Genomic DNA, 22,256 nt, shown 5'->3' with positions numbered 1-22,256 from the left:
CCGATGAAGTATTTTACCATTTTCACCTTCGTTTGCCTGATCATACTGACCGGCTGTATGGATAATTTCCTAAGCAACGAACCCGAAGATTCTCTTTCGCCGGAAAATTTCTATGAAAATGAAGAGGATGCCGTAGCTGCCATCTACAGTGTATATGAGCGATTGGGCACTAAGGGACTATATAACCTCGATGGCGTCATGTACATCCTGGCAAATGCCTCTGATCAAACTCGTCCATTTGGAGCCAATGCAGAGCGCGTCGCTCTGGATGATTACAGCTACACAGAGCTCAACACTATTACTTCAACTTGGTGGAAAACATCATTCCAGATCATCAACCGGGCCAATGCGGTTACAGATAATGTACCTGGCATCCAGATGGATGAAAGTATGCGTGCTGGTATCGTGGGTGAAGCTAAATTCCTGAGGGCCCTTGCCTACTTCAACCTTGTTCGTATGTATGGCAAGGTTCCTGTTATCACTCAGGAGACGGAAAGTTTTGAGGATATCAAAAAGCCACGCGCCTCCAAAGACAGCATCTATGCCCAGATCATTCGTGACCTTGAGGATGCTGAAGAAGTGCTTCCAGATGAATATAATGCAAATAACGAGGGACGGGCGACAGCTGGAGCTGCCAAAACACTGCTGGCCAAAGTCTATCTGACACGCGAACGCTGGCAAGAGGCCGCTGATAAAGCCAAAGAAGTGATGGATTCCGGGAATTACGAACTCTTCGAAGATTATGCGCATGTTTTTCTCCCAGAATACGAAAATGGAAAAGAGCATATCTTTTCTATCCAGTTCCACGCCGGAGATCAAAATGCGGGTAAACAGGGACGCTTTTGGACCTATACAGCACCCAACGCTCGCAAGACCGGCGGCCTCTCTGTTGCCGGTGGAGGATCCAGTTTTGGAGCGATCTTTCCGGAGATCTCTTTCTATGAGGAATATCCCGATGATTATCGAAAAGAGGTGAACTTTTTTACGGAATGGACCTTCTCGGAGAAAGACACCACCGTCACATTCGAACCACACTTTTTAAAATACCATGATCCCGGCCAAACGCAATCCAAAAGATCCAGTGTTAACTTCCCTCTCTTTAGATATGCTGATGTATTACTGATGTATGCAGAGGCGGCTAATGAAGCAAACGGTGGCCCTACTACCCAAGCGTATGAAGCGCTTAACAAAGTTCGTCAGCGGGCACGTTTTGATAGAACAGATAGTGTACTGCCTGACTTATCAGGGTTAACACAAACGGGCTTTCGGGATGCGGTTCTTCAGGAACGAAATTGGGAATTAGCGGGTGAAGGGAAGCGCTGGTTCGACCTAAAACGTACCGGCCGACTGGTAGAAGAACTGCAGGCGGATGGAAAAAATATCCAGGAAACGAACCGACTGTTCCCGCTTCCAAAGATTGAACTGGAACTAAATAACGACTGGAAACAAAATCCGGGTTATTAATTTAATGTAATAAAGAACAGCTGTAGCCGTAAGAGGAATTCCCAGAACCTGCTTAAAGACTATCCTTATCCAGGTTAGACACCTGGTGAGATTCCGTAGCTTTTTCGGATGATGGATGTTCACTATCGTAGGATGAGGAGGTGGCCATGACAGACCCTTGCTCTTCGACCGGCATAATCTTTTTATGGAAGACCAACATAGAAATAATAGCTACGCTAATGGCAATATCTGCCACATTAAAAATGTAAGGAAAGACCGGATATCCGGCGACTTTGAGGTTAAAATGGATAAAGTCGACCACATGTCCCTCTAAAACTCCTCCATACTGACCAATATAAGCCATAAAAAGCCGGTCTATGATGTTACCAAAAGCTCCCCCAAGTATCAGCCCCATACAAAACATGTAGCCCAAATTTGTGCTATGCCGATTGTATATCACATAACCCAGAATGCTCAGTGTGGCAATAATAGCAATCACACTAATCACTTCGGTGGAGGCCCATCGCATCCCCAACGCCATGCCTGGATTTTGAGTATAATGGAATGCCAACCAACCGGGTATAACATCCCAGTTCTGCCATTCCGGGGAAAGGCGAATCCAGTGCTTGGTCAGTTGATCTAATATCACAACAACCAGTATAGGAACTGCTAATACCGTAAATTTCTTTTTATCCAAGAAAACAGAGCTTAAAGGTTATCAGCTTATCGACGCTTTAGTTTCGCCTCAATACTCAGTTGCGTATGAGGCACCGCTTCGAGTCGACCTTTAGCTATCTTTTTGCCCGTAACTTTGCAAATGCCGTAGGTCTTATTGTCGATACGTGTCAAAGCACCATCTAAATACCGCAGAAACTTCTTGGTTCGATTGAAGAGCATATATGTTTTTTCTCGCTCCTGCGCATCTGTTCCGGCATCGGCCATATGAAAAGAATAGGCTGACTCATCATTGGCGTTCTCCATACTATCACGCAGAGAGCTCTGCAGAGACTCTAATTCAGTCTGAGCTTCTTCACGTTTTTTTTCAATTATCTCCCGGAAATACTCCAATTCTTCATCAGAATAAGGGGAAATGCGTTCATCATTGTCGGTTTGTCCTTTTTTTGCAGATGCCATAACAGCTCACTTCTTAATTAGGGTTTCTTCTGATGGAAATAGTCGATTCTTCCTCTCCAATTTCCCAGGTTTTTACAAAATCTGAAACATCCAGTTCATGAGATACAATATCTTCGGCCAGCGTTTCGCTTTTGACGTACTCTTTCATTGACTCAATAGCCTCTTCAAGCTGATCCGATCCGTTGAAACCAATAGCAATACGATCAACAACTTCAAAGTCGGCTTCTTTACGCATATTCTGGATCCGATTGACAAATTCACGTGCCAGGCCCTCTTGTACAAGTTCCGGGCTTAAATCTGTATCTAAAGCTACGCTTAATCCATTTTCTGTTTCAACAGACCAACCTTCCAGTCCGGTGCGAATAATTTCAAGACCCTCGCTACCCAGTTGCACAATTCCCTGATCTCCAAGGTCCAGTTCTATAGAGCCGGTCTCCTCAAATTCGGTAATTTCTTCAGTCGTCAATTCGCTTACCTTTGCGGCCACCGGCTTCATCTTGGAGCCTAATTTTTTTCCAAGTTTTGGATAGTTAGGCTTGGCCGTCTTATGTACAATACCAGAGTCATCGTCAACAAACTGGATTTCTTTAACATTGACTTCATCCAGGATAATATCTTTTACTGCCTCTATCGCATGGCGCTCTTCCTGGTCTTCAATCGGTAAAATAATACGGGAGAGCGGTTGGCGCACGTTAATTTCAATTTTATTACGCAAGCTCAATACCATGGATGAAATCTGTCGTGCCAACTCCATGCGGTGTTCCAGTTGCTTGTCAATCGCTGTTTCTTCTACGGTCGGGTAGAATGAAATATGTACAGACTCTTCATCCTGCTGCGTTACCGTATTCAACCGCTGATACAACCACTCGCCCAAAAACGGCGCTATGGGGCTGATCAACTTGGCTAAATCGACCAAACATTCGTAGAGCGTCTGGTAGGCGGCCGTCTTATCGAGGCTGCTTCCTTCTTTCCAGAAGCGACGCCGATTGCGGCGGACATACCAGTTGCTTAACTCTTCGACAAAGTTTTCAACAACACGAGCAGCCTTTGTAGGCTCATAGTCATCCAGATGCTCATCAACCAACTTTACGGCCGTGTTGAGGCGTGAAATAACCCAGCGATCCATCTCCAGACGATCTCCCACCGGAATGGGCGTACCTGAGTAGATGAACTCATCGATATTGGCATACATCGCAAAAAACGAATAGGTGTTCACGATAGTATTGAAAAATTTGCGCTGTGTCTCTTGCAGGCCATCTTCGCTGAATTTCAGATTTTCCCAAGGCGATGAGTTACTCATCATATACCAGCGAACGGTATCGGCCCCGTATTTCTGGATGACCTCGAACGGTTCTACGGCATTGCCTTTGGACTTACTCATCTTATTGCCGTTTTCGTCGAGTACAAGACCGTTGGCTACAACATTTTTATAAGCCGGCTGATCGAAAAGCATCGTCCCCAGGGCATGGAGTGTGTAAAACCAGCCACGGGTTTGATCAACGCCTTCTGCAATAAAATCAGCAGGAAAATTATCCTCGAATTTCTCTTTATTCTCAAAGGGATAGTGCCATTGTGCAAACGGCATAGAGCCGGAGTCGAACCAGACATCCAGCAGATCCGGAATACGGCGCATAGTCCCTCCATTGGGCCCCTCCCAGGTTACTTCATCAATATATGGGCGATGCAGATCAATTTCCTCTTCATCGGAAAGACCGGCCTTCTTTTTCAGCTCTTCTACACTTCCGATAACCTCAATATGCTCCGGATCTTTATCGCTTACCCATATCGGGATGGGCGAACCCCAGTATCGCTGCCGCGAGACTGCCCAATCAACGTTATTCTCCAGCCAGGTTCCAAATCGACCGGAACCCGTACTCTTGGGCTTCCAGTTAATCTTTTTATTGTAGCTTACCATCTTGTCCTTTACGTCCGTGGTTTCCACAAACCAAGACTCCACCGGGTAGGACATCAAAGGCGTACCCTTACGCCAGTCGAATGGATAGTTGTGCAAATAGGTCTCGTGCTTATACATCAGGTGTTTATCCTTGATGGCACGGGCAATACCCTTGTCTGCATCTTTAAACCATTCGTCCTCAAAGTCGGGCACCGCATCCGTAAATTTCCCGTCGGTATCAATGGGATTAAACATCGGGATGTCGGCTTTTTGACAGGTCTCATAGTCATCAGCACCAAAGGCGGGCGCTGTATGCACTACGCCGGTTCCCTCATCGGTGGTTACGTAATCGGCAGCAATAACCCGCCAGGCATCTTCGCGGTCATATTCTTCCAGGGCATAATCAAATACCGGGTCGTAAACCCATCCTATAAGGTCTTCTCCTTTAAATTCTTCAACAATTTCGTAGTCATGATCGATAACTTCATCAATACAGCCTTTGGCAAGAATATAGTATTCTGTCCGGTCTCCTTCGGTAAGCTTAATTTTGGCATAATCCAGGTTTGGATTTACCGCCAGCGCCATATTTGAAATGATGGTCCAGGGTGTCGTAGTCCAAGCCAGGAAATAGACATCGCCAGCCATCTGAAGCCGAAACTTCACATAAATGGAAGGATCTTGTGTCTCCTCATAACCGAGGCTTACTTCGTGCGAAGAAAGCACCGTCCCACTGCCGGGCGAATACCACTGGATTTTGTACCCTTTGTGAACCAGTCCTTTTTCATAGAGGGTCTTAAAAGCCCACCAGACCGACTCAATGTAGTCATTATCAAAGGTGATGTAGGGGTCATCCAGATCTACCCAGTAAGCCATACGGGTGGTAAGCTCATCCCACAGATCTTTATATTTAAGAACGCTTGCACGGCATTTCTCATTATACTCCGCAACGCCATACTCTTCGACCTGTGCACGTCCTTCGAGGCCTAATTCTTTTTCTACTTCTATTTCAACCGGCAGGCCATGCGTATCCCATCCACCTTTGCGTTCAACACGAAACCCCTTTAAGGTTTTATAACGGCAAAACATATCTTTCACCGTACGGGCCATCACATGATGGATACCGGGTTTGCCGTTTGCTGTCGGAGGACCTTCATAAAAAGTAAAAGGAATACCCTCTTCGCGCGTGGTAAGGCTCTTTTCAAAAATATTTTGCTCTTTCCACCACTTGAGGGTTTCTACCTCCAGCTTAGAAAAATTAAGTTGTTTTACTTCATCAAACTGTGTACTCATAGAAACCGTTGAACCTGCTCAGTTGGTTTTTAAGAAAGCAGGTAATATATCACTTTTTCCCCACTTTACCGCAACCAAACAATTGTAAATAATTTATTTATCGATATAAATGAGCCTCAAAGATACAAGTCTTAGCCCATCAATTCACATTTTGCGTATAATTTTTCTCTGTTAGCGAGCTATAAAAAGCATTGATAGAATAAGTTGCAAATTAGAATCTAAAAAACTGACTTGTCCACTTTAATATGACGGTGCATTCTCTTATTCTTTGCAACCTAACCATTGAACCAATGATGACTGATTCTAATGAACTTGACTCTTGAAAATCCGATTACCAAAGAGAATCACTATAAGGTCTGTTTTGTCTGCCTGGGCAACATATGCCGGAGCCCAACCGCAGAAGGCATTTTCCAACATCTGATCGATGAACGGGGGCTCTCTGAGTACTTTGAAATTGACTCCGCCGGCACCTCGGCTTATCATGTTGGGCAATCGGCGAACAGCAAAAGTCAGCGTACCGCCCAAAAATATGGAGTTACGTTGCACTCAAAAGCCCGCCGGTTCAAAACCTTTGATCTGGACTATTTTGACCTCATACTGGCCATGGATAATGAAAATTATGCAAATATCCAGCGGATGGCCTCCGACAAGCATGACCATAAAATCGGCCGGATGCGTGACTTCGATCCACAGCCGGAAGACGGCCAGGTCCCGGACCCTTATTATGGCGGACAGGATGGTTTTGAAAACGTATTCCAAGTGGTGAAACGTAGCTGCCAGCATCTGCTTGATGAACTCGAATCCCATATCCAGTAATGATTCCAGCAACGGTTCGCCAATCCCTTGAGCAGGCGCTGGAAGCTGATGTCAGCTCAGCTACATCAGTTTCGGGCGGCAGTATCAATAAGGCTGCCCGTATAACGCTCAGCGACCACCGGCAATGCTTTCTCAAATGGAATAGCCACGCCGATCCCGCGATGTTCGTCAAAGAGGAAAAAGGGTTGCAGCTGTTACGTTCAGCAGATACGCAGGTAGTTATTCCCGAGGTTTATGCTATAGGTACAACGGAAGATGGAATCGGATGGCTCGCCCAGGAATACCTTCAGGAAGGGAACGCTCAATCCAACTCTGCTGAAATATTTGGAAAGGAGCTGGCTGCGTTGCATCAACATAAGGCTCAACAGTTTGGACTTGACCATGACAACTATATTGGCCGACTACCACAATCTAACAGCTGCCATGATAGCTGGGTCAGCTTTTTCATCCGGGAGCGAATGGAGCCTCAGCTCCAAATGGCCGTTGATGCACATAAGCTTGACAGTCATGCGGTTGCCCATTTTGAAAACATGTATGAAGAGCTACCGGATATCTTTCCCGAAGAATCGCCGAGCTTACTTCATGGCGATCTTTGGGGCGGAAATTATTTTTACGATGAAAAAGACCGACCTTGTCTTTATGATCCTGCTGTTTATTATGGCCATCGTGAGATAGAACTGGCATTTACGCATCTCTTTGGAGGTTTTTCGAGCGCTTTTTATCAATCCTATGAACAGCATTTCCCTCTCGAACCCGGATTTGCTGACCGGAAAGATATTTATAACCTCTATCCACTGCTGGTTCATACCAATCTGTTCGGCGGAAGCTATGCCCGACAGGTACAATCAATTGTGCAACGGTTTTAGACAATGAGAATGGAGTCGTACTCTACCTTACATACGACCCTTTATATTCCCTCCCATTTGAAATCATCTCATAATAAGATGAGCCAGAAATAAAGTGCAGGCCGGACAGCCTGCCCTGTAGAAACCAGCAAATATCATTTATAATAATGCGTTTACCTGTTAAAGTTAATATTAAGTTATAACCATTCAATCCTTCTGTCCTCCTTCTCCAAGGAGGAACTCATTTTAAATATTGGGGAATGGTACACAATATGTAGAACCAAATACCCACGACATCCCTCCCTGACAGTGGTCGGGACAGGCTTTGGAGCCGTGACCGCCTGCCGGAGGTAAGAGGGATTTAGCCAGCTCTACGAAGTTTTAACGTAGAAGAGGGAGATTGACTTATTCCAATAGTTAACAAACCATTATCTCAATCGGCAAACGCACTATTTACTCACTTTTAAAGGTCATACTGGTTAAAATTAGTTGTCCGGCAGCACCTCCATCAGCGGGCCTGCTTACAAAATACAAATCATGAATTCCTCCGGCTGCTTCAGCATCAATAGAGATTGATGCTGGGGCAAAGTATGGCCCTTCCCCACCTTGTTGCTTTCCAGCCCCTGCCTTCCGGACTCCTTCCCCTACTTTAGGACCGTCAGGGGCATCCAGTCGAAGTTCAAAAATATAATCACTGGAAACAGGCTCTTGGGAGGCGGTTATCAATTGAGCTGCGGTAATGCCTGTCAGATCGATTTGGCTTATCCTAAACGATCCTTCCTCCTGTGGAACCAGCATCAGCAGGTTGCCTTCGTACGTCATGGTTGAGAATCCTTCCAGTGCTGATGTCTCGCCCAAATTGACGGTACTGCTTCTCAGGTATACACTGGTGTTGCCTGTTAATGGTTTTGTATTTGCCCCGCCCTGATCGGTATAGCTGGCAGAAAGAATCAGTACTCCGTTGGAAGTCGCTTTCTTACCCATCGTAGGCTCTACCTCTCCCGATCGAGGTAGCGACTCCTGAGTTTGTCCACCACCATTCAGTGATAAAATCCAGGACACAATTTTTCGGGCATCTCCTTCACTCAGATCTTGATGGGCAGGCATTGCTCGATCTCCCCAAACGCCGGTACTACCATTGATGATTTTCTCAACCAGATAGGAACTAACGTTGGTTGAATCCTGGTATCGGTTTGCAACTGCATTGTAAGAGGGACCAATAGATGCGGCATCCACCTGGTGACAAGCCTGGCAATCAAAGGAGGAAATCATGCTCTTTCCACTCATCGCCTCTGTCATCACTTTATGCCCCTGCGATGCCTCCGCCATATCGACCCCTTCCACATAATCAGCAGAAACGAAAAGCGTAGACAACTCTTCCGAGGGTACGGAACCGTCCTCATCCTCAATTTGGACCGAATATTTTACCGGCTCATTGGGAAAGTAGAACGTACTGTTGCCTTCAATATTGATATCTACGACGGGGGCGGCATTACCGGCATAAACCGAAAGCGTTGAACTTGTAGCGGTATGACCTTCCCCATCCCGCGCTTCTACCGAGATGGCATATTCTCCCACTTCTTCAAATGTATGATTCAGCGTGGGTTCGGTGGTTTCTTTCGTTGTCCCATCCCCCAGGTTCCAGGTGTAAGTCAACGGATCCTGTTCGGGATCGCTGGCGTCTACCGTTGCTTCAACTTCCAGGGGTAAGGTGCCCGAGGTCTTATTGACTTCAATATTTTGCACCACCGGAGCTCGATTTCCGGCATTAAATTCAATGCGAGACAGTCCGGCTCCCGGATTTTTTGCAAACCAGCCACTGCCGTACTCCAGCACATAAATTTGTCCGTCGGGGCCAACCTCCATGTCAATGGGCGCATTCCATTCTGTTTCCGGCATAAAGGGCTCCATCTTGTCGTAGTCGCCATTAGGCTGCATGGTTACGACTTTAATCCAGCCGCGAATCCATTCATAAATAAACAGCTTGCCATCATAATAGTCGGGTAACCGCGTGTCTTCCGGATACATATCGGTATAATACACCGGTCCAGCCATCGCATTACGGCCGCCCTTCCCTACCTGTGGAAATTCTTCAGACGCGCCGTACGGATACCAAATAAAGGCCGGTTGAGGCGCAGGAAGGTTTTCAATGCCCGTATTGTTGGGCGAATCATTTTTGGGATTTTGGGGATCGAACGCCTTACCCGTCTCACCTGTACCGTAATCAAAACGGTGATAGGCATAGTTATCTCCTATAAACATAGGCCAGCCAAAGAATCCGGCTTCACGTGCCTGGTTGATCTCGTCATAGCCTCTTGGTCCCTTTGTATCTAAACTATCATTAGAAGCATCAGGCCCCACTTCTCCCCAGTACAAGTAACTGTTCTTTTGATCCACTGAAATACGATAGGGATTTCGATTCCCTTGTACATAGATCTCGGGCTTGGTACCTTCGGTGCCTTGGGGATATAAGTTACCTTCCGGTATGTCGTAACTGCCATCCTCATTGACCCGGATGCGCAGGATGCTTCCCCGCAGGTCGTTGGCATTTCCGGAGGTTCGGCGGGCATCATACTGCTCAAAACCCTCGCGCTGATCGAGTGGAGCATATCCATGCAACACATATTCTTGATCGGGCTGATTAAAGGGGGTTGAATTATCGCCGGTAGAAAGATAGAGCAACCCATTCTTATCAAAAGCAATAGATCCACCGGTATGGCAACAGATATCTCGTTGTGAATAAAACTGTAAAACCGTCGTTTCAGACTGTAGCGTATCGTTTTTCAATATAAAACGTGACAACCGGTTTACCGAGGTATCTGCCGGACTGTAAAAAACATACACATGCTGATTTTCTTCAAAATTGGGGTCGGCCTTAATACCCATCAGTCCTTCCTCAGCATTAACCCCTTGCACATCAGTCTTCCAATAGACATCCAGCTTGCCGGCCTGGCTTACCGTTGAATCCTGACTTTTATATAACAAAATTTCGCCGCGTCGCTGGGCCACAAGTACATCATGATTGGGCAGTATGGTCATCTCTGTAGGCTCCGTAAAGGTCGCTTCCACGAGTTTATTCTTGGAAAATCGATTGGCCTCGGGGACACGTCCTGTAGTTGCAGCCTCATAATCCAGCTTGTTATTTTCGCCAATGGCATATTGAATACCGGCCAGAATATGCTTTAAGTACTCATCCTCGGTAAAAGATTCTTTGGTGTGCCCCAGGCCGGTATAGAAAGCGCGTCCACCATCGTAATCATGATACCATGCTATAGGATGTGTCCCCATGTCAGCCCCCCCTTTATAGCTGTCTTCATCGAGGGTCAGCAGGACATTGACGTTGTTGTTAAAACCTTTGTAGCTGTACCATTCATCCGTACGTGTCCACTCTTGCGGCAAAAATTCAGTGGATGAATGATTCGTATTCTGAATATGAAGCGTTCCTTCTTGCACATTGGGATGCGGATCGTTAATACCGGGATGGTCGTCAAAGTATCCGCCTACCATACGGCCATACCAACCCCACTGGTATTCGGTGTCAGCAGCTGCATGAATTCCCACATAGCCCCCACCGGCCTCAATATATCGTCTAAAATCAGCTTCCTGGGAACGGTCAAGTACATCTCCGGTGGTACTCAGAAAAATCACTGCGGAATATTGCTTTAAGGAACTTTCTGTAAACATTTCTGCGCTGGTGGTGGTGTCGACCTCAAAGCCATGCTCTGCTCCCAGTTTTTGAATAGCAGCCAGCCCATCAGGAATTGAATTATGGTAAAAACCGGCTGTTTTACTAAAAACAAGTACTTTGGGCTTGCCCGAACGTTGATTAGAACAAGAAATAAAAAGGAAGAGTGCAAGAAGGGGTAGCAATCCTTTGATTAAAGAAGAAAGACGTTTCATAAATATACTTTGTTCAGTTTTATTTTGCAGCAAGCAGTGGTGCGTATTTACGCTTTCGATTATTACGAATTTTTATGAAGAATGGAAAAATTATATCAAATATTTAATTATTTTTTTCAATTATTTTGCAAATCAAGCCTTCCAAGATACCTATCGAGGGTACAATCAAACTCATGTTAGCCCCCAAGAAGACCACGATTTAAATGAGTGACTTACCAGTTATAAAGCCTGACCAGGTATTTGGATGGAACCTCAACTTACCCAATGACCTACAAGCCAACGGATGGGATATTTTAAACAACTGTGGCTGAGTTATGTATATTCCCCTTGTTAACTTTAGTGGCAGCAACTTTTTTCACCAACGTTTTTAACATGCCTGAAACTTATCAACGTATCATCAGCTTGGTACCGAGCCTTACCGAACTTCTTATCGATTTAGGTCTCACCGAACAACTGGTCGGGCGCACCCGTTTTTGTGTACATCCCAAACAGCAAGTAGCATCCGTTCCTATCGTTGGCGGGACTAAAAATCCCCGACTGGATAAAATCCACGAGGCTAATCCCGACTTAATCATTGCAAATAAGGAAGAAAACCGTCGCCAGGATATACAGAACCTAACAGACTTTGAAGTAGAAGTTACCGATATTTCCACTATTGAAGATGCGCTCATCACGATCCACCAGCTGGGGCAAAAATTAGGGGTTGCCAGCCAATCTGAGCAGCTAATCCAAGAGATACAGGGACGGCTGGAGGAACGACCACAAGAGCCTGAACTCCGAACGGCCTACCTGATCTGGAAAGATCCGTGGATGACCGTAGGCGGAGATACCTACATTCATGATGTCCTTGCTCACTGGAATATGCCCAATGTATTCAGTAAACAGCAACGGTATCCAAAATTTGAGCTCGAAGAACTCAAAGAATATAATCCTGATCTCATTTTGTTAAGCAGTGAGCCCTACCCGTTTAAAGAAAAACATATGGCCCAAATCGAGGAAGTATGTCCGGCAGCGCGGGTCTTACTGGCTGAAGGCGAATGGTTTAGCTGGTATGGGTCCCATATGAAACACGCCTTCGGTCGCCTAAATGTTTGGCGCAGAGCCATTACTTAAGTTTTATGATTGTAGCTCACTGGTACTATCTGGAAGCATTACTCGTTACAACAACTGGAATTATTCGAGACAGACCATTAAAGCATGCGATAATGAAGATCAAAAAATATTTGGATTGCATTCAGCTTGCACGTATTTAATAGCAAAATTTTCACTACACCATGGGCGCTATCCGACGCTATCAATTTAAAATATTAACGTTACTTTTAGGCTGTACGTTGTTTATCTCTTGCAGCAGCCCCCAGAAACTATCCAAAGAAGGGTTTCGCACCTCATCCGTCAGTGCGGAATCCATTGTTAACAGCCTGCCGAACTATACCAAAGAACTCAAAACCGTTGAAGGCAAAGGGCGAGCTATTGTCAGCGAGCCCAACAATACCGATCGTATTACTCTGCTATTTTCCAGTAATCGATTGAAGAGCCTGGTAACCGTCCGTAATGGCATTGGCATTGAGGGTGGACAATTGCTTACCGATGGAGACACCCTGCTCGTCTATAATAAAATCGATAATTATGCCCGCAAAATTCCGGTGCGCGGTGGCAAGCTGACAAGGATTAATAAACTCGCTTCCCTTAATATTCTTAATATCCTAAATTATACCATTGATCCCGAAGAAGTTACAAATGTTTGGGAAAATGAGACGCATTTTAAGTTGATGCTTACCACGGGTGCTCAAATTTTTGTTGAAAAGGCAGCACGCGTCGTCGATGAAGTTATGCAGCCAGAGGACAGTTCCCTTCCTTATTCACGGATTCAGTACGGAGCTTATTCTAATTTAGAGCAGTTCACCCTGCCGCGTAAAATTGCTATCTTTGGTACAGAAGGTAAATCTAAAATTGCATTACAGTTACAGTCGCTGCAACTTAATCCATCGCTTAATCAGCTAACAATAAACTTACCGGATGATATCCGCATCTACTATCGATGACTAAATGTAGCTTATACATAGCATTTTTTTTGTTCGTAATGGCCAATTCGGTCTTTGCTCAAAACTATGAGCAGATGCGCGAGGAAGTTCTCCAGAAGCAAGAGAACACCCGCACAGAAATTGGCAAACTGAACGAACAGATCAACACCTACGAACAGCGCCTGGCCCAAGCTACTGAAAAATATTCGACCCTCTATGAGCAATTCGAAAACCTCAATCGTCTAATTGCTCTTCGGGATGAAAAAATTTCAAAACTTCAGACCGAACAGTCACAGATTGAGGATGAAATTGCCCTCACCAACAAAACGATTGAGCAAAACCAACAAAAGCTTGAGCAGCTGATCGAAAATTATAAGGAGACGCTGCGCTATGTTTATAAACATGGGCAGGCTTCTCAGCTGGCCCTTCTCTTTGCTTCTTCGTCAATCAACCAGATGCTTATTCGGGCCTATTACCTTGAGAAGTTCAGCACTTTCCGTGAAGGCCAAGCCCGTGATATCCGAGAAACAGAAGAAAAGCTAAAGGTAAATCGAGCACAGCTGAAAGAGGCAAAAGTCGAAAATAGTGACCTACTCGTTGATATCCGTGATGAAAAGCAAGAGTTAGCTGAAAAAAGAGAGCAACAAGAAAGCAATGTGGCTCTTTTGCGCCGTGATAAAGAACAGCTGCAGCAAAAACTGAATGAGATACAGCAACAGAAGCAGACGCTCAATGAGACGCTTAGTTCGCTGATAGCGGATGAAGAAAAAATCCGTGAAGCACAGCGCCAACGAGAGGCCGAACGGCAACGAAACCTGGCTGAAGCGGAGAATATTGAAGATGACGCCGAACGGGCCCGAGAAGTAGCCAAATATGCTAACATGGGTAATGAAGGCGAATTTCTGAATGATGAAGAGCTGTCGAAGATAGAAAGCAGTTTTGCGGACAATAAAGGCCAGCTCCCCTGGCCCGTCGAAAGTAGTACTATTTCGGAACATTTTGGCAATCAGCGGCACCCGGTATATGGAACTATAACGCCTAACCTTGGCATTGAGATTGTCACCGAACCCCGGGAACCCGTTTCAGCTGTACACCCCGGTTATGTCATTGCCATCCAACCCTTTCCCGGCTATGGAGATGTTGTCTTAGTAAAACACGGGCGCTTTATTACCGCTTACGGTAACCTAAGCCAAGTCTCGGTTCGGGATGGCAGCATCCTACAACAGGGCGACCTGGTCGGGCTCTCCGGTGATCAGGATTCTACCAATGGTGAGTCCGTTTTCTTCCTCGTTCGAGAAAACAACCAAAATCTTGACCCAGAAGACTGGCTTCAAAATAAATAGCTCCCTAATTTTAAGTTGGCTTCCCTCCCTATTGTTGATATTTTGAACAGCACACTTAAAGAAATTACCACTTTTGTTTTATGAACAACTGGCAGCGCATTTTTGCATACACGACGGGCAGCTTGGTTTTAGGGCTTCTGCTTATTGTCATTTCCCATAACTTCATACGACATGTGGCCAGGGAAGGGACATCAGGACTCCTTTTCCTGCTGGGATTTGGACTTGTATTTCTAAACCTGAACTTCGGGGCCAGCCGTCGGTTTGTCATCAAGGCAGTACATACCAACTGGGTTTGCTATCTGATGGCTATTCTCATGGCAGCGCCCACCGTTTTCTGGGTATATACCAAAGACGTTGGATTGGGGGATTCTCAGTTCCTTTTTGTCCTTATTATCGTTTTTTCAGCTTTCCTGGGCAGCTATTTTGGCATTCGCAGAGGCTGCATCAAACGTGCCAAATACATCGAACGCTTGCATGAAGAAGAGCGCGACCTCCCTGAATCTCTCAAGCGACCTCATGACGATCTTCGTCAGAATTAGAACATATTGCCGAATTAAATATATCACCGATATGCCTTTTTACGGCTTTATGAAACAAAAATGATCTTCGAGAGTATTTTTTACGTATAGCCTTACCTCAAGCCACCCCCAATTAATGAGGGAAATTATGCGATCACTTACTCTTTTTTCACTTCTGCTCACACTTTTCTTCATCTCATGCACAGATTCTACGAATTCCGGTGAAGATCCTGACCCGACTGCCCCCTCTTCTTACAAAATAGAATCGGCCTTTCCCGAGTTGGCATTTAACCAACCCGTAGATTTACAACATCCAGGTGATGGAAGCAACCGTCTTTTTGTGGTCGAACAGCGTGGCGTGATTAAGGTTTTTCAAAATGAGACATCGGCAGCGCAATCTTCCGTCTTTTTGGATATCACGAACCAAGTAACAGCCGGGGGCGAACGAGGTCTGTTGGGGCTGGCCTTTCATCCCAATTATGAGACCAACGGCTACTTTTATGTGAATTACACCACCGGCGATCTGCAGACGGTCGTCAGCCGGTTTGAAGTAGATGCCTCCAATCCGGAGCAGGCGGTCAAATCATCCGAAGTAGAAATCATTTCGTTCGAACAGCCTTTTGGGAATCATAATGGCGGACAAATTCAATTTGGTCCCGACGGCTACCTCTACATTTCGGCCGGTGATGGCGGATCGGGCGGAGATCCACAGGGCAATGGCCAAAATCGCTCTACCCTGTTAGGTAGCATTCTGCGCATTGATGTGGACGGCATGCAAGAGGGAAAGGACTATGCGATCCCCTCCGATAATCCTTTTGTGGATAACAACGAAGGCTTTCGCGAAGAAATTTTTGCCTATGGACTCCGTAACCCCTGGCGATTCAGCTTTGATGCCGAGGATGGCACGCTTTGGGCCGGTGATGTAGGACAAAGTGCTTACGAGGAAATTGATATTATCAGAGCAGGCGAAAACTATGGATGGAATATCATGGAGGGCGACAGCTGTTATGAATCAGATACGTGTGACCAGTCGGAACTTACGCTACCCGTTATTGACTATGAACATGACCAAGGCCGATCTGTGACGGGCGGCTATGTATATCGGGGCTCTGCTTTAGAAGGGCTTACCGGCCGATACATCTATGCTGATTTTGTCTCGGGACGTATCTGGGCACTCCATGCGGACAATCCTCAAAGTCCGGAAAATACCGAATTGCTTAATACGGATCTCTCTATTTCCTCTTTTGGCGTAGACGGCGACAATGAGCTCTATATCTGTGCTTTTGACGGTAAGATTTACCGTTTAGCTGAAGCGGAGTCCTAGACAGAGGATAAAGTTGAAACGGGAACTGGTCTAAGTTTGAGGCTTAGACCAGATTAGCTTACAGGATGAGCTAATTAAATCGATATAGGTCAACCCCGATATTAAACTGGAGCGCTCGGGCTTCTGCTCGGAATAACCGGCCACTTTCCCAGTCATACCCGCCTTCTACAAAGATGCCGAAGGTATTACTAAATCGATATGCTACCCCGCCGCGAAGTCCTAAGCGTACTCTAAATCCCTCACCTCCCGTTTCGGTATTAGCCAATGTACTTACCGCCAAATTATTGCCAAATAGTGAATTTGCCTGTACATAGGGTTGAAAGCGATCGGTCTTAAAGGGATACGCTCGCAGTACCGGACCAAAGCCCCAGCTGCCTACACCGAAATTGGTTTCATCGCCCGAGTTATCCACAAAAAAGCTGGTCAACACCTGAAATCCTACGCCCAGTCGTTGCGTCATCATCCGAACATCACGGAACACAAACTCCAGCTCTGAGCTGCCATCATACCGCAACGTATCGTTATTCATTTGTGTAAAGTCACTCAACGAGTGCAGGTTTACTGTCAATCCGTTGATGCCCACATCCGAACGTAAGCGATTCAAGTCAGAGGAAGTCTGCGACTGCGCAACAATCGGCGAGGAAGCTACCACCAACAATGATGCCGTCAATATGAACATTCCCGCAAGTTTCAAAAATAGTTTTTGTACCTTAGTGTTCATCATACAATATTGAAGTAATGCATTAAATTTAACAGTTCTGATGCTGATCAACTGCAACGCGCAGAAAATACGTATCTTGCCAAAGAATTATAAGCCGTAAGGTAAGGCTGATAGAGAATTTGACAAACTCTTTTTCAGGAGTCCTAATTTATGTTCGAAGGTAGATACAAACTGTACTCCGGTTCATTGCTCTGACTCTTCTCGGGTTGCCGTGTTGATCGTCAGCTTAACATCCCTTTATGGCAAATAGGATACTATTCGGATTATTACTTCTAACATTCTGGATCCTTCCTGTGTTTTCCAACGCACAGCAGGCGAACTATGTTTCCAATAAACTGCTTATCAAATATGAGACGTCGCAAAGGCTAAAGTTACAGAGTAATTCCAAGGCCGAAGTTGAACGGTTTTTGCGTAGCGCGGGTGCCCAAAATATTAAACCCTTGTTCGATTTGACTCAGCGCCAACAGCTCCGTCAAAAGCGATCAACCAGAGCCCAGGCTTTATTACAAATCCATGAAATCATTTTTTCCAGGGATATTGATCCCCTCCGGCTGGCCGCCAAAGTTGAGCGTATGCCCGGCATAGCATATGCCGAACCCAAGTATATGCGAAAACTGCATCTTACTCCCAATGATTCTACGCTAGAAAAGTTCATTGATTTCCACAACTTCCCGGAAGCATGGGACCTCACGACCGGCAATCCGGAAGTTACTATTGCCGTTGTCGATGGTGGGGTGGGCTATACGCATCCAGAACTCGATGATAAGCTCTGGATTAACCAAGACGAGGTGCCGGCAACCCTTCGTTCACAAGTGGATCAGGATGGCGACGGAACTACCACCTCTACCGAAATTCGCCAATACCTTCAACAAAACGGGGAAGACTATGACGGTGATGGTAACATTAATCTTGATGATGCTCTGCACCCCGGCTCCCCTTTTATCAACCAAATTGATGACGATCAGAACGGTTTTTCGGACGATCTTTTTGGATGGGACTTTTGGGCTTCGGGTTCAGGCGGACAGGTTACAACCGACAATAATCCTATCCATGATGGCATTGATCACGGCACGCATGTAGCTGGTATTGCAGCAGCAGAGACCAATAATAATGCTGGAATAGCCGGCAGTGGTTTTGACAGCCGCTATATGGCTATTAAAGCGGGAGGCACCCAGGCTGATCCCCGATCCATAGGGTTTGGCTTTGAAGGTATCCTTTACGCTGTTGAACAGGGAGCTGACATCATCAATTGTAGCTGGGGTGGAAACGGGTTTTCACAAGTCGAGCAGGATATTATTAATTATGCAACCGAACAGGGGGCGGTCATCATTTCCTCAGCGGGTAATGAAGCGGCCAGTCAGCTAAGCTATCCCGCTGGTTACTCGAATGTTCTTAGCGTGGGATCGGTGGATACCAACAACGGCGTTGCCAGCTATTCTAATTATGGCTATAACCTGGATATACTTACCACGGGTTCGGGAATTCTGAGTACAACCTACGGCAAGTCGCTCACGACTAAGAGCGGTACGTCAATGGCGGCCCCCGTCGTTAGCGGAGCAGCGGCTCTGCTGAAAGCCATCCACCCCAACTGGTCTGCCGAACGCATTGCACAACAAATTAGAACATCTGCCGTGTCCATCGACAATGCCAATACCGAAATTTATACTCACAAACTTGGACTTGGCAAACTGGATGCTTTTGAAGCCTTAAATACCAATAAGCCGGGATTGAAAGTCACAGACGCCCGCTTTGTCAATTCAGAGGGTTCCAAGCTGCAACTCAATCAGTCCGGGATGGTGGATATCAGTATTGTAAATGTGGGAGCATCGGCTTCAGGGATCCAGGCCTCGTTGCAGTCACTAACTAACAACGGAATTGAATTAAGCACAAGCACGGCATCCATCCCATCGCTGGCAACCGGCGATTCAGCAAAAATTACGTTCGACCTGACCATCAACGAGGGATTTAATTTTAGAGAAATCCCCACTTTTCGCCTCGAGGTTCAGAACACTAATGGCACCTATACTGACTTTAGCATCATCCAGTACGATCAACTGCTCTTCGATATTATTGATGCCAATCGGGTAAAAACATCCTTTGGTGCCGATGGCACTATTGGCTTTACGCATCCGCTTGACGGACAGGGGGGCGTGGGTTTCATTCCTAAAATCCCGGTGAATGGCCGCCTGCAGGAGGGCAACAACATGCTGTTTGAAGGCGGATTAATGGTCGAAATAAATGGACAGATATATGATGCTGTTCGCGCCGAAGAAAATCAGCTTTCGCGCGATTTTATACCACTGGAAATTTTTACTACCAATGATGGAGCTGATGCCGTCTCTGATTTGGATGGCCATGCTTCTTTTGCCATTCAGTCCGACAGTATTCAAAGGGCACGTCTGGACCTCCATACCTACAGCTATAACAATCCACAGCTCAGAAATACGGTTTTGGTGAAATATACGCTGCGCAATCCATCCTCTTTTCTATCCCTCGAAGATGTATATATCGGCCTCTTCAACGACTGGGATATCGGGAATTCAGCCAATAACAGTACTACTTTTATCGGCTCTGACAGCCTGCTATACCTTTCAGAGGATTCACCAAGCAGTAATGAACCTATTGTTGCCGTAGGCCATTTAGGACCCGTATCCAGCATTTTCGCTATCGACAATGCCATTGAAGGTTCACAAGACAGCCTGACCTTTGGACTCTATGACGGCTTTACCGAAGCCGAAAAACGGGTGGCCCTCAAAGCACAAAAGCAAAAAACAACGATTCAGCAAACCGATGCCTCAGCTGTGGTTGCTTCAGGCCCCTACACCCTTGCTCCCGGGGCGGAAGTGACTGTTGGTTTTGTATATGCCTTTGGAGAAAATCCCAATCAGCTGCGCGACCAGATAGCCCAGGCCCGCAGCCAGAAACCTTTTGCCGTTTCGGCGACGGGCCTCAATGAGGCAGATACCAGTCCCACCGAGACTAAACTCTTCCAAAACTATCCGAACCCATTTCGGTCAAAAACACAAATACGGTTCAATCTGGATGAAGCCTCGCATGTTACACTCACCATTTATGATGTCCTCGGGCGAAAAGTGCAAGTACTACGAAATGAAGAAATGGAAGCCAACGCCCACTTTGTTACCTTTGATGCCTCCGGCCTCAGCAGTGGTGTTTATTTTATCCGCTTAAAAACAGAGTTCGACATGCAGACCATCCCTATGACGCTGATTAAATAAATTAGTACACTAACCCGTGGAGCGCCCTTGCCTCTGAAGAAACACCGTTTATAAGTGTTACCTTATCAACACTTTATTTAGACTTGTCCTTTTTTCGGGCATCCCGGTTCTGCTTTGAAACCTCCAGGCGCATCTCACGACGATTCACAGCTTGTTCAAAGCGTTCTTTTTCAAAGTCCGTTTCAGGAATAATTTCTGGAACCGGCACTGTTTGACCATCCGCATCCACCGCTACAAATGTATAGAAAGAGGTGGTGCAGAGCCGCCGTTCTCCGGTACGCAGGTTCTCGGCCCAGACTTCCATCGCTACCTCCATCGATGAATTAAAGGTGCGTGTCACTTCTCCTTCAATGACCACCACTTCGCCCAGTTTGATGGCATTTTTAAATTCTATACTATCGGCTGCAACCGTAACTACATTTCGGTTACAGTGCCGCTGAGCAGATATCGCCGAACAGACATCCATCCATTTCATCAACTGTCCGCCCATGAGGTTGCCCAGTGGATTGGTGTCGTTGGGCATCACCAGTTCGTTCATGCGGACACGAGAAGCCGAAACGGTTTTCCTGGATGAATCCGTATTTACCCTTGGTGTCTGTTCAAATCGGTTGGTCATAGTGTCTTACTCAATAATTTTATTTGAAAATCAAAATATCTCAGTAGCCCGCCGAAGATCGCCATCCGGTATGAATATTTGATGAAATGCTTCGGCCACGTTATACTTATTTCATTTATACATTCTGCTTCATGGAAACAAATATACGGAACATATCAAAATTTCAAGCCCCCTCCTGGTGTTTCAACGGTCACTTGCACACTATCGGTTGCTCTTTTAACGGCAACACCACGCTACCCGATCTTAAGCGTATAGAAATTCCGACGCCTGACGATGACTTCCTGGAGCTCGACTGTGCTGTGCGTCCCGACAGCCAGGCCCTCATTACGCTTTTTCATGGATTGGAAGGCTCTTCACGACGGTATTATATGGTTCAACTCATGGAGCAGTTGCTGGGGCTAAAGATGTCTGTTGTAGCCGTTAACTTTCGCAGCTGTGGCTCTAAGATGAACAACAAGCCTCGATTTTATCACTCCGGGGCGACCGATGATTATATAACGGTCTTTCGTTGGATTCAAGAACGGCATCCAAATCAACGTATTGGAGCCGTAGGCTTTTCGCTTGGAGCCAACGCCCTGATAAAGTCACTCGCAGAAAAGGGAAGTCGGCATCCGGCAGAAGCGGCCGTCGCTGTTTCCACCCCCTATGATTTGCAAGCCGGTTCGATACTGCTATCACAGGGATTCAATAAAATCTATGAACACTATTTTTTGCGCACCTTACGGCGCAAACTTTCCACCAAACGTAAATCTTATCCCGGTCTACCCACTTTTAACGGCCGTACTCTTTTTGAATTTGATGACAAGGTTACGGCCCCTATCCATGGGTTCGACGGAGCTGAAGATTATTATAACCAGTGTTCGTCCCGGCAGTTCATCCCGGAAGTTGCCAAGCCTACGCTGCTCATCCACAGCCGGCAGGATCCTATCTGTCCGATTGACTCATTTCCTGTGGATGACGTGCGCAACAATCCATCCATGGATTACATTATTACGGATGAAGGGGGCCACGTTGGATTTTGGAGCAAGCCAAAAGGCTGGTTGAATGGAACCATAGGGAACTATTTTGCCCGAAAATTGCTTGCATAGCTGTTATTCACAATATATTAACCTTATCCTTATATTTTTGCGGATATAATTTAATAAACACTTAACG

Annotated in this window: 16 protein-coding genes; 10 read left to right on the top strand and 6 right to left on the bottom strand. The window is 46.1% G+C overall.

Annotation, left to right across the window (positions count from 1 at the left end; translation table 11 throughout):
- Positions 1-3: 3 nt before the first annotated feature.
- Entirely contained in the window at positions 4-1,464 is a 1,461-nt protein-coding gene (locus J6I44_RS17675) for a RagB/SusD family nutrient uptake outer membrane protein (RefSeq protein ID WP_265767513.1), read from the top strand.
- A 52-nt stretch (positions 1,465-1,516) separates the two neighbouring features.
- On the opposite strand, the gene J6I44_RS17670 is transcribed toward J6I44_RS17675, so the two are convergent.
- The 3 genes from J6I44_RS17670 to ileS are packed head-to-tail and all read right to left on the bottom strand — an operon-like array spanning position 1,517 to position 5,761.
- Entirely contained in the window at positions 1,517-2,140 is a 624-nt protein-coding gene (locus J6I44_RS17670) for a signal peptidase II (RefSeq protein ID WP_265767512.1), read from the bottom strand.
- 26 nt (positions 2,141-2,166) lie between these two features.
- Complete coding sequence (locus tag J6I44_RS17665) at positions 2,167-2,577, bottom strand: TraR/DksA family transcriptional regulator (RefSeq protein ID WP_265767511.1); 411 nt, start codon at positions 2,575-2,577, stop codon at positions 2,167-2,169.
- Positions 2,578-2,590: 13 nt separating this feature from the next.
- A complete protein-coding gene (ileS, locus tag J6I44_RS17660) occupies positions 2,591-5,761 on the bottom strand; it encodes an isoleucine--tRNA ligase (protein WP_265767509.1) in 3,171 nt (1,056 codons plus the stop codon).
- A gap of 306 nt (positions 5,762-6,067) precedes the next feature.
- Between ileS and J6I44_RS17655 the strand changes: the two genes are divergently transcribed.
- Positions 6,068-6,577: a low molecular weight protein-tyrosine-phosphatase gene (locus J6I44_RS17655; protein WP_265767508.1), complete on the top strand. Its 510-nt coding sequence runs from the start codon at positions 6,068-6,070 to the stop codon at positions 6,575-6,577.
- Entirely contained in the window at positions 6,577-7,443 is an 867-nt protein-coding gene (locus tag J6I44_RS17650) for a fructosamine kinase family protein (protein WP_265767507.1), read from the top strand. The genes J6I44_RS17655 and J6I44_RS17650 overlap by 1 nt, the downstream gene beginning before the upstream one ends.
- Before the next feature lie 432 nt (positions 7,444-7,875).
- Here J6I44_RS17650 and J6I44_RS17645 read toward each other — a convergent pair whose 3' ends face one another.
- Complete coding sequence (locus tag J6I44_RS17645; protein ID WP_265767506.1) at positions 7,876-11,322, bottom strand: ThuA domain-containing protein; 3,447 nt, start codon at positions 11,320-11,322, stop codon at positions 7,876-7,878.
- Positions 11,323-11,694: 372 nt separating this feature from the next.
- On the opposite strand from J6I44_RS17645, the gene J6I44_RS17640 reads away from it, so the two are divergent.
- The 5 genes from J6I44_RS17640 to J6I44_RS17620 all read left to right on the top strand — a co-directional run bounded on the left by J6I44_RS17640 (position 11,695) and on the right by J6I44_RS17620 (position 16,528).
- Positions 11,695-12,435, top strand: coding sequence for a helical backbone metal receptor (locus J6I44_RS17640; protein ID WP_265767505.1), 741 nt, complete (start codon positions 11,695-11,697; stop codon positions 12,433-12,435).
- A 161-nt stretch (positions 12,436-12,596) separates the two neighbouring features.
- Positions 12,597-13,364 (top strand): DUF4292 domain-containing protein, encoded by a 768-nt coding sequence (locus J6I44_RS17635; protein ID WP_265767504.1) that lies wholly within the window; start codon positions 12,597-12,599, stop codon positions 13,362-13,364.
- A 38-nt stretch (positions 13,365-13,402) separates the two neighbouring features.
- Positions 13,403-14,686 carry a murein hydrolase activator EnvC family protein gene (locus J6I44_RS17630; RefSeq protein ID WP_265767503.1) on the top strand — a complete coding sequence of 428 codons (1,284 nt, stop codon included), beginning with the start codon at positions 13,403-13,405 and terminating at the stop codon, positions 14,684-14,686.
- Between the two features lie 80 nt (positions 14,687-14,766).
- Positions 14,767-15,225, top strand: coding sequence for a hypothetical protein (locus J6I44_RS17625; protein ID WP_265767502.1), 459 nt, complete (start codon positions 14,767-14,769; stop codon positions 15,223-15,225).
- 127 nt (positions 15,226-15,352) lie between these two features.
- Positions 15,353-16,528, top strand: a complete 1,176-nt coding sequence (locus tag J6I44_RS17620; protein WP_265767501.1) for a PQQ-dependent sugar dehydrogenase — start codon at positions 15,353-15,355, stop codon at positions 16,526-16,528.
- A 70-nt stretch (positions 16,529-16,598) separates the two neighbouring features.
- Here J6I44_RS17620 and J6I44_RS17615 read toward each other — a convergent pair whose 3' ends face one another.
- Positions 16,599-17,252 (bottom strand): hypothetical protein, encoded by a 654-nt coding sequence (locus tag J6I44_RS17615; protein ID WP_265767500.1) that lies wholly within the window; start codon positions 17,250-17,252, stop codon positions 16,599-16,601.
- A 236-nt stretch (positions 17,253-17,488) separates the two neighbouring features.
- Here J6I44_RS17615 and J6I44_RS17610 point away from each other — a divergent pair, with 236 nt between their 5' ends.
- A complete protein-coding gene (locus J6I44_RS17610) occupies positions 17,489-20,485 on the top strand; it encodes a S8 family peptidase (RefSeq protein WP_265767499.1) in 2,997 nt (998 codons plus the stop codon).
- Positions 20,486-20,558: 73 nt separating this feature from the next.
- Here the strand turns inward: J6I44_RS17610 and J6I44_RS17605 are convergent, their stop codons facing one another.
- On the bottom strand, positions 20,559-21,101 hold the full coding sequence (locus J6I44_RS17605; RefSeq protein WP_265767498.1) for an acyl-CoA thioesterase: 543 nt from the start codon (positions 21,099-21,101) through the stop codon (positions 20,559-20,561).
- A 131-nt stretch (positions 21,102-21,232) separates the two neighbouring features.
- On the opposite strand from J6I44_RS17605, the gene J6I44_RS17600 reads away from it, so the two are divergent.
- On the top strand, positions 21,233-22,189 hold the full coding sequence (locus J6I44_RS17600; RefSeq protein ID WP_265767497.1) for a YheT family hydrolase: 957 nt from the start codon (positions 21,233-21,235) through the stop codon (positions 22,187-22,189).
- Positions 22,190-22,256 lie beyond the last annotated feature (67 nt).

This window comes from Fodinibius salsisoli, assembly GCF_026229185.1.
GTDB lineage: Bacteria > Bacteroidota > Rhodothermia > Balneolales > Balneolaceae > Fodinibius > Fodinibius salsisoli.
This window is presented reverse-complemented; position numbering and strand designations above follow the sequence as displayed.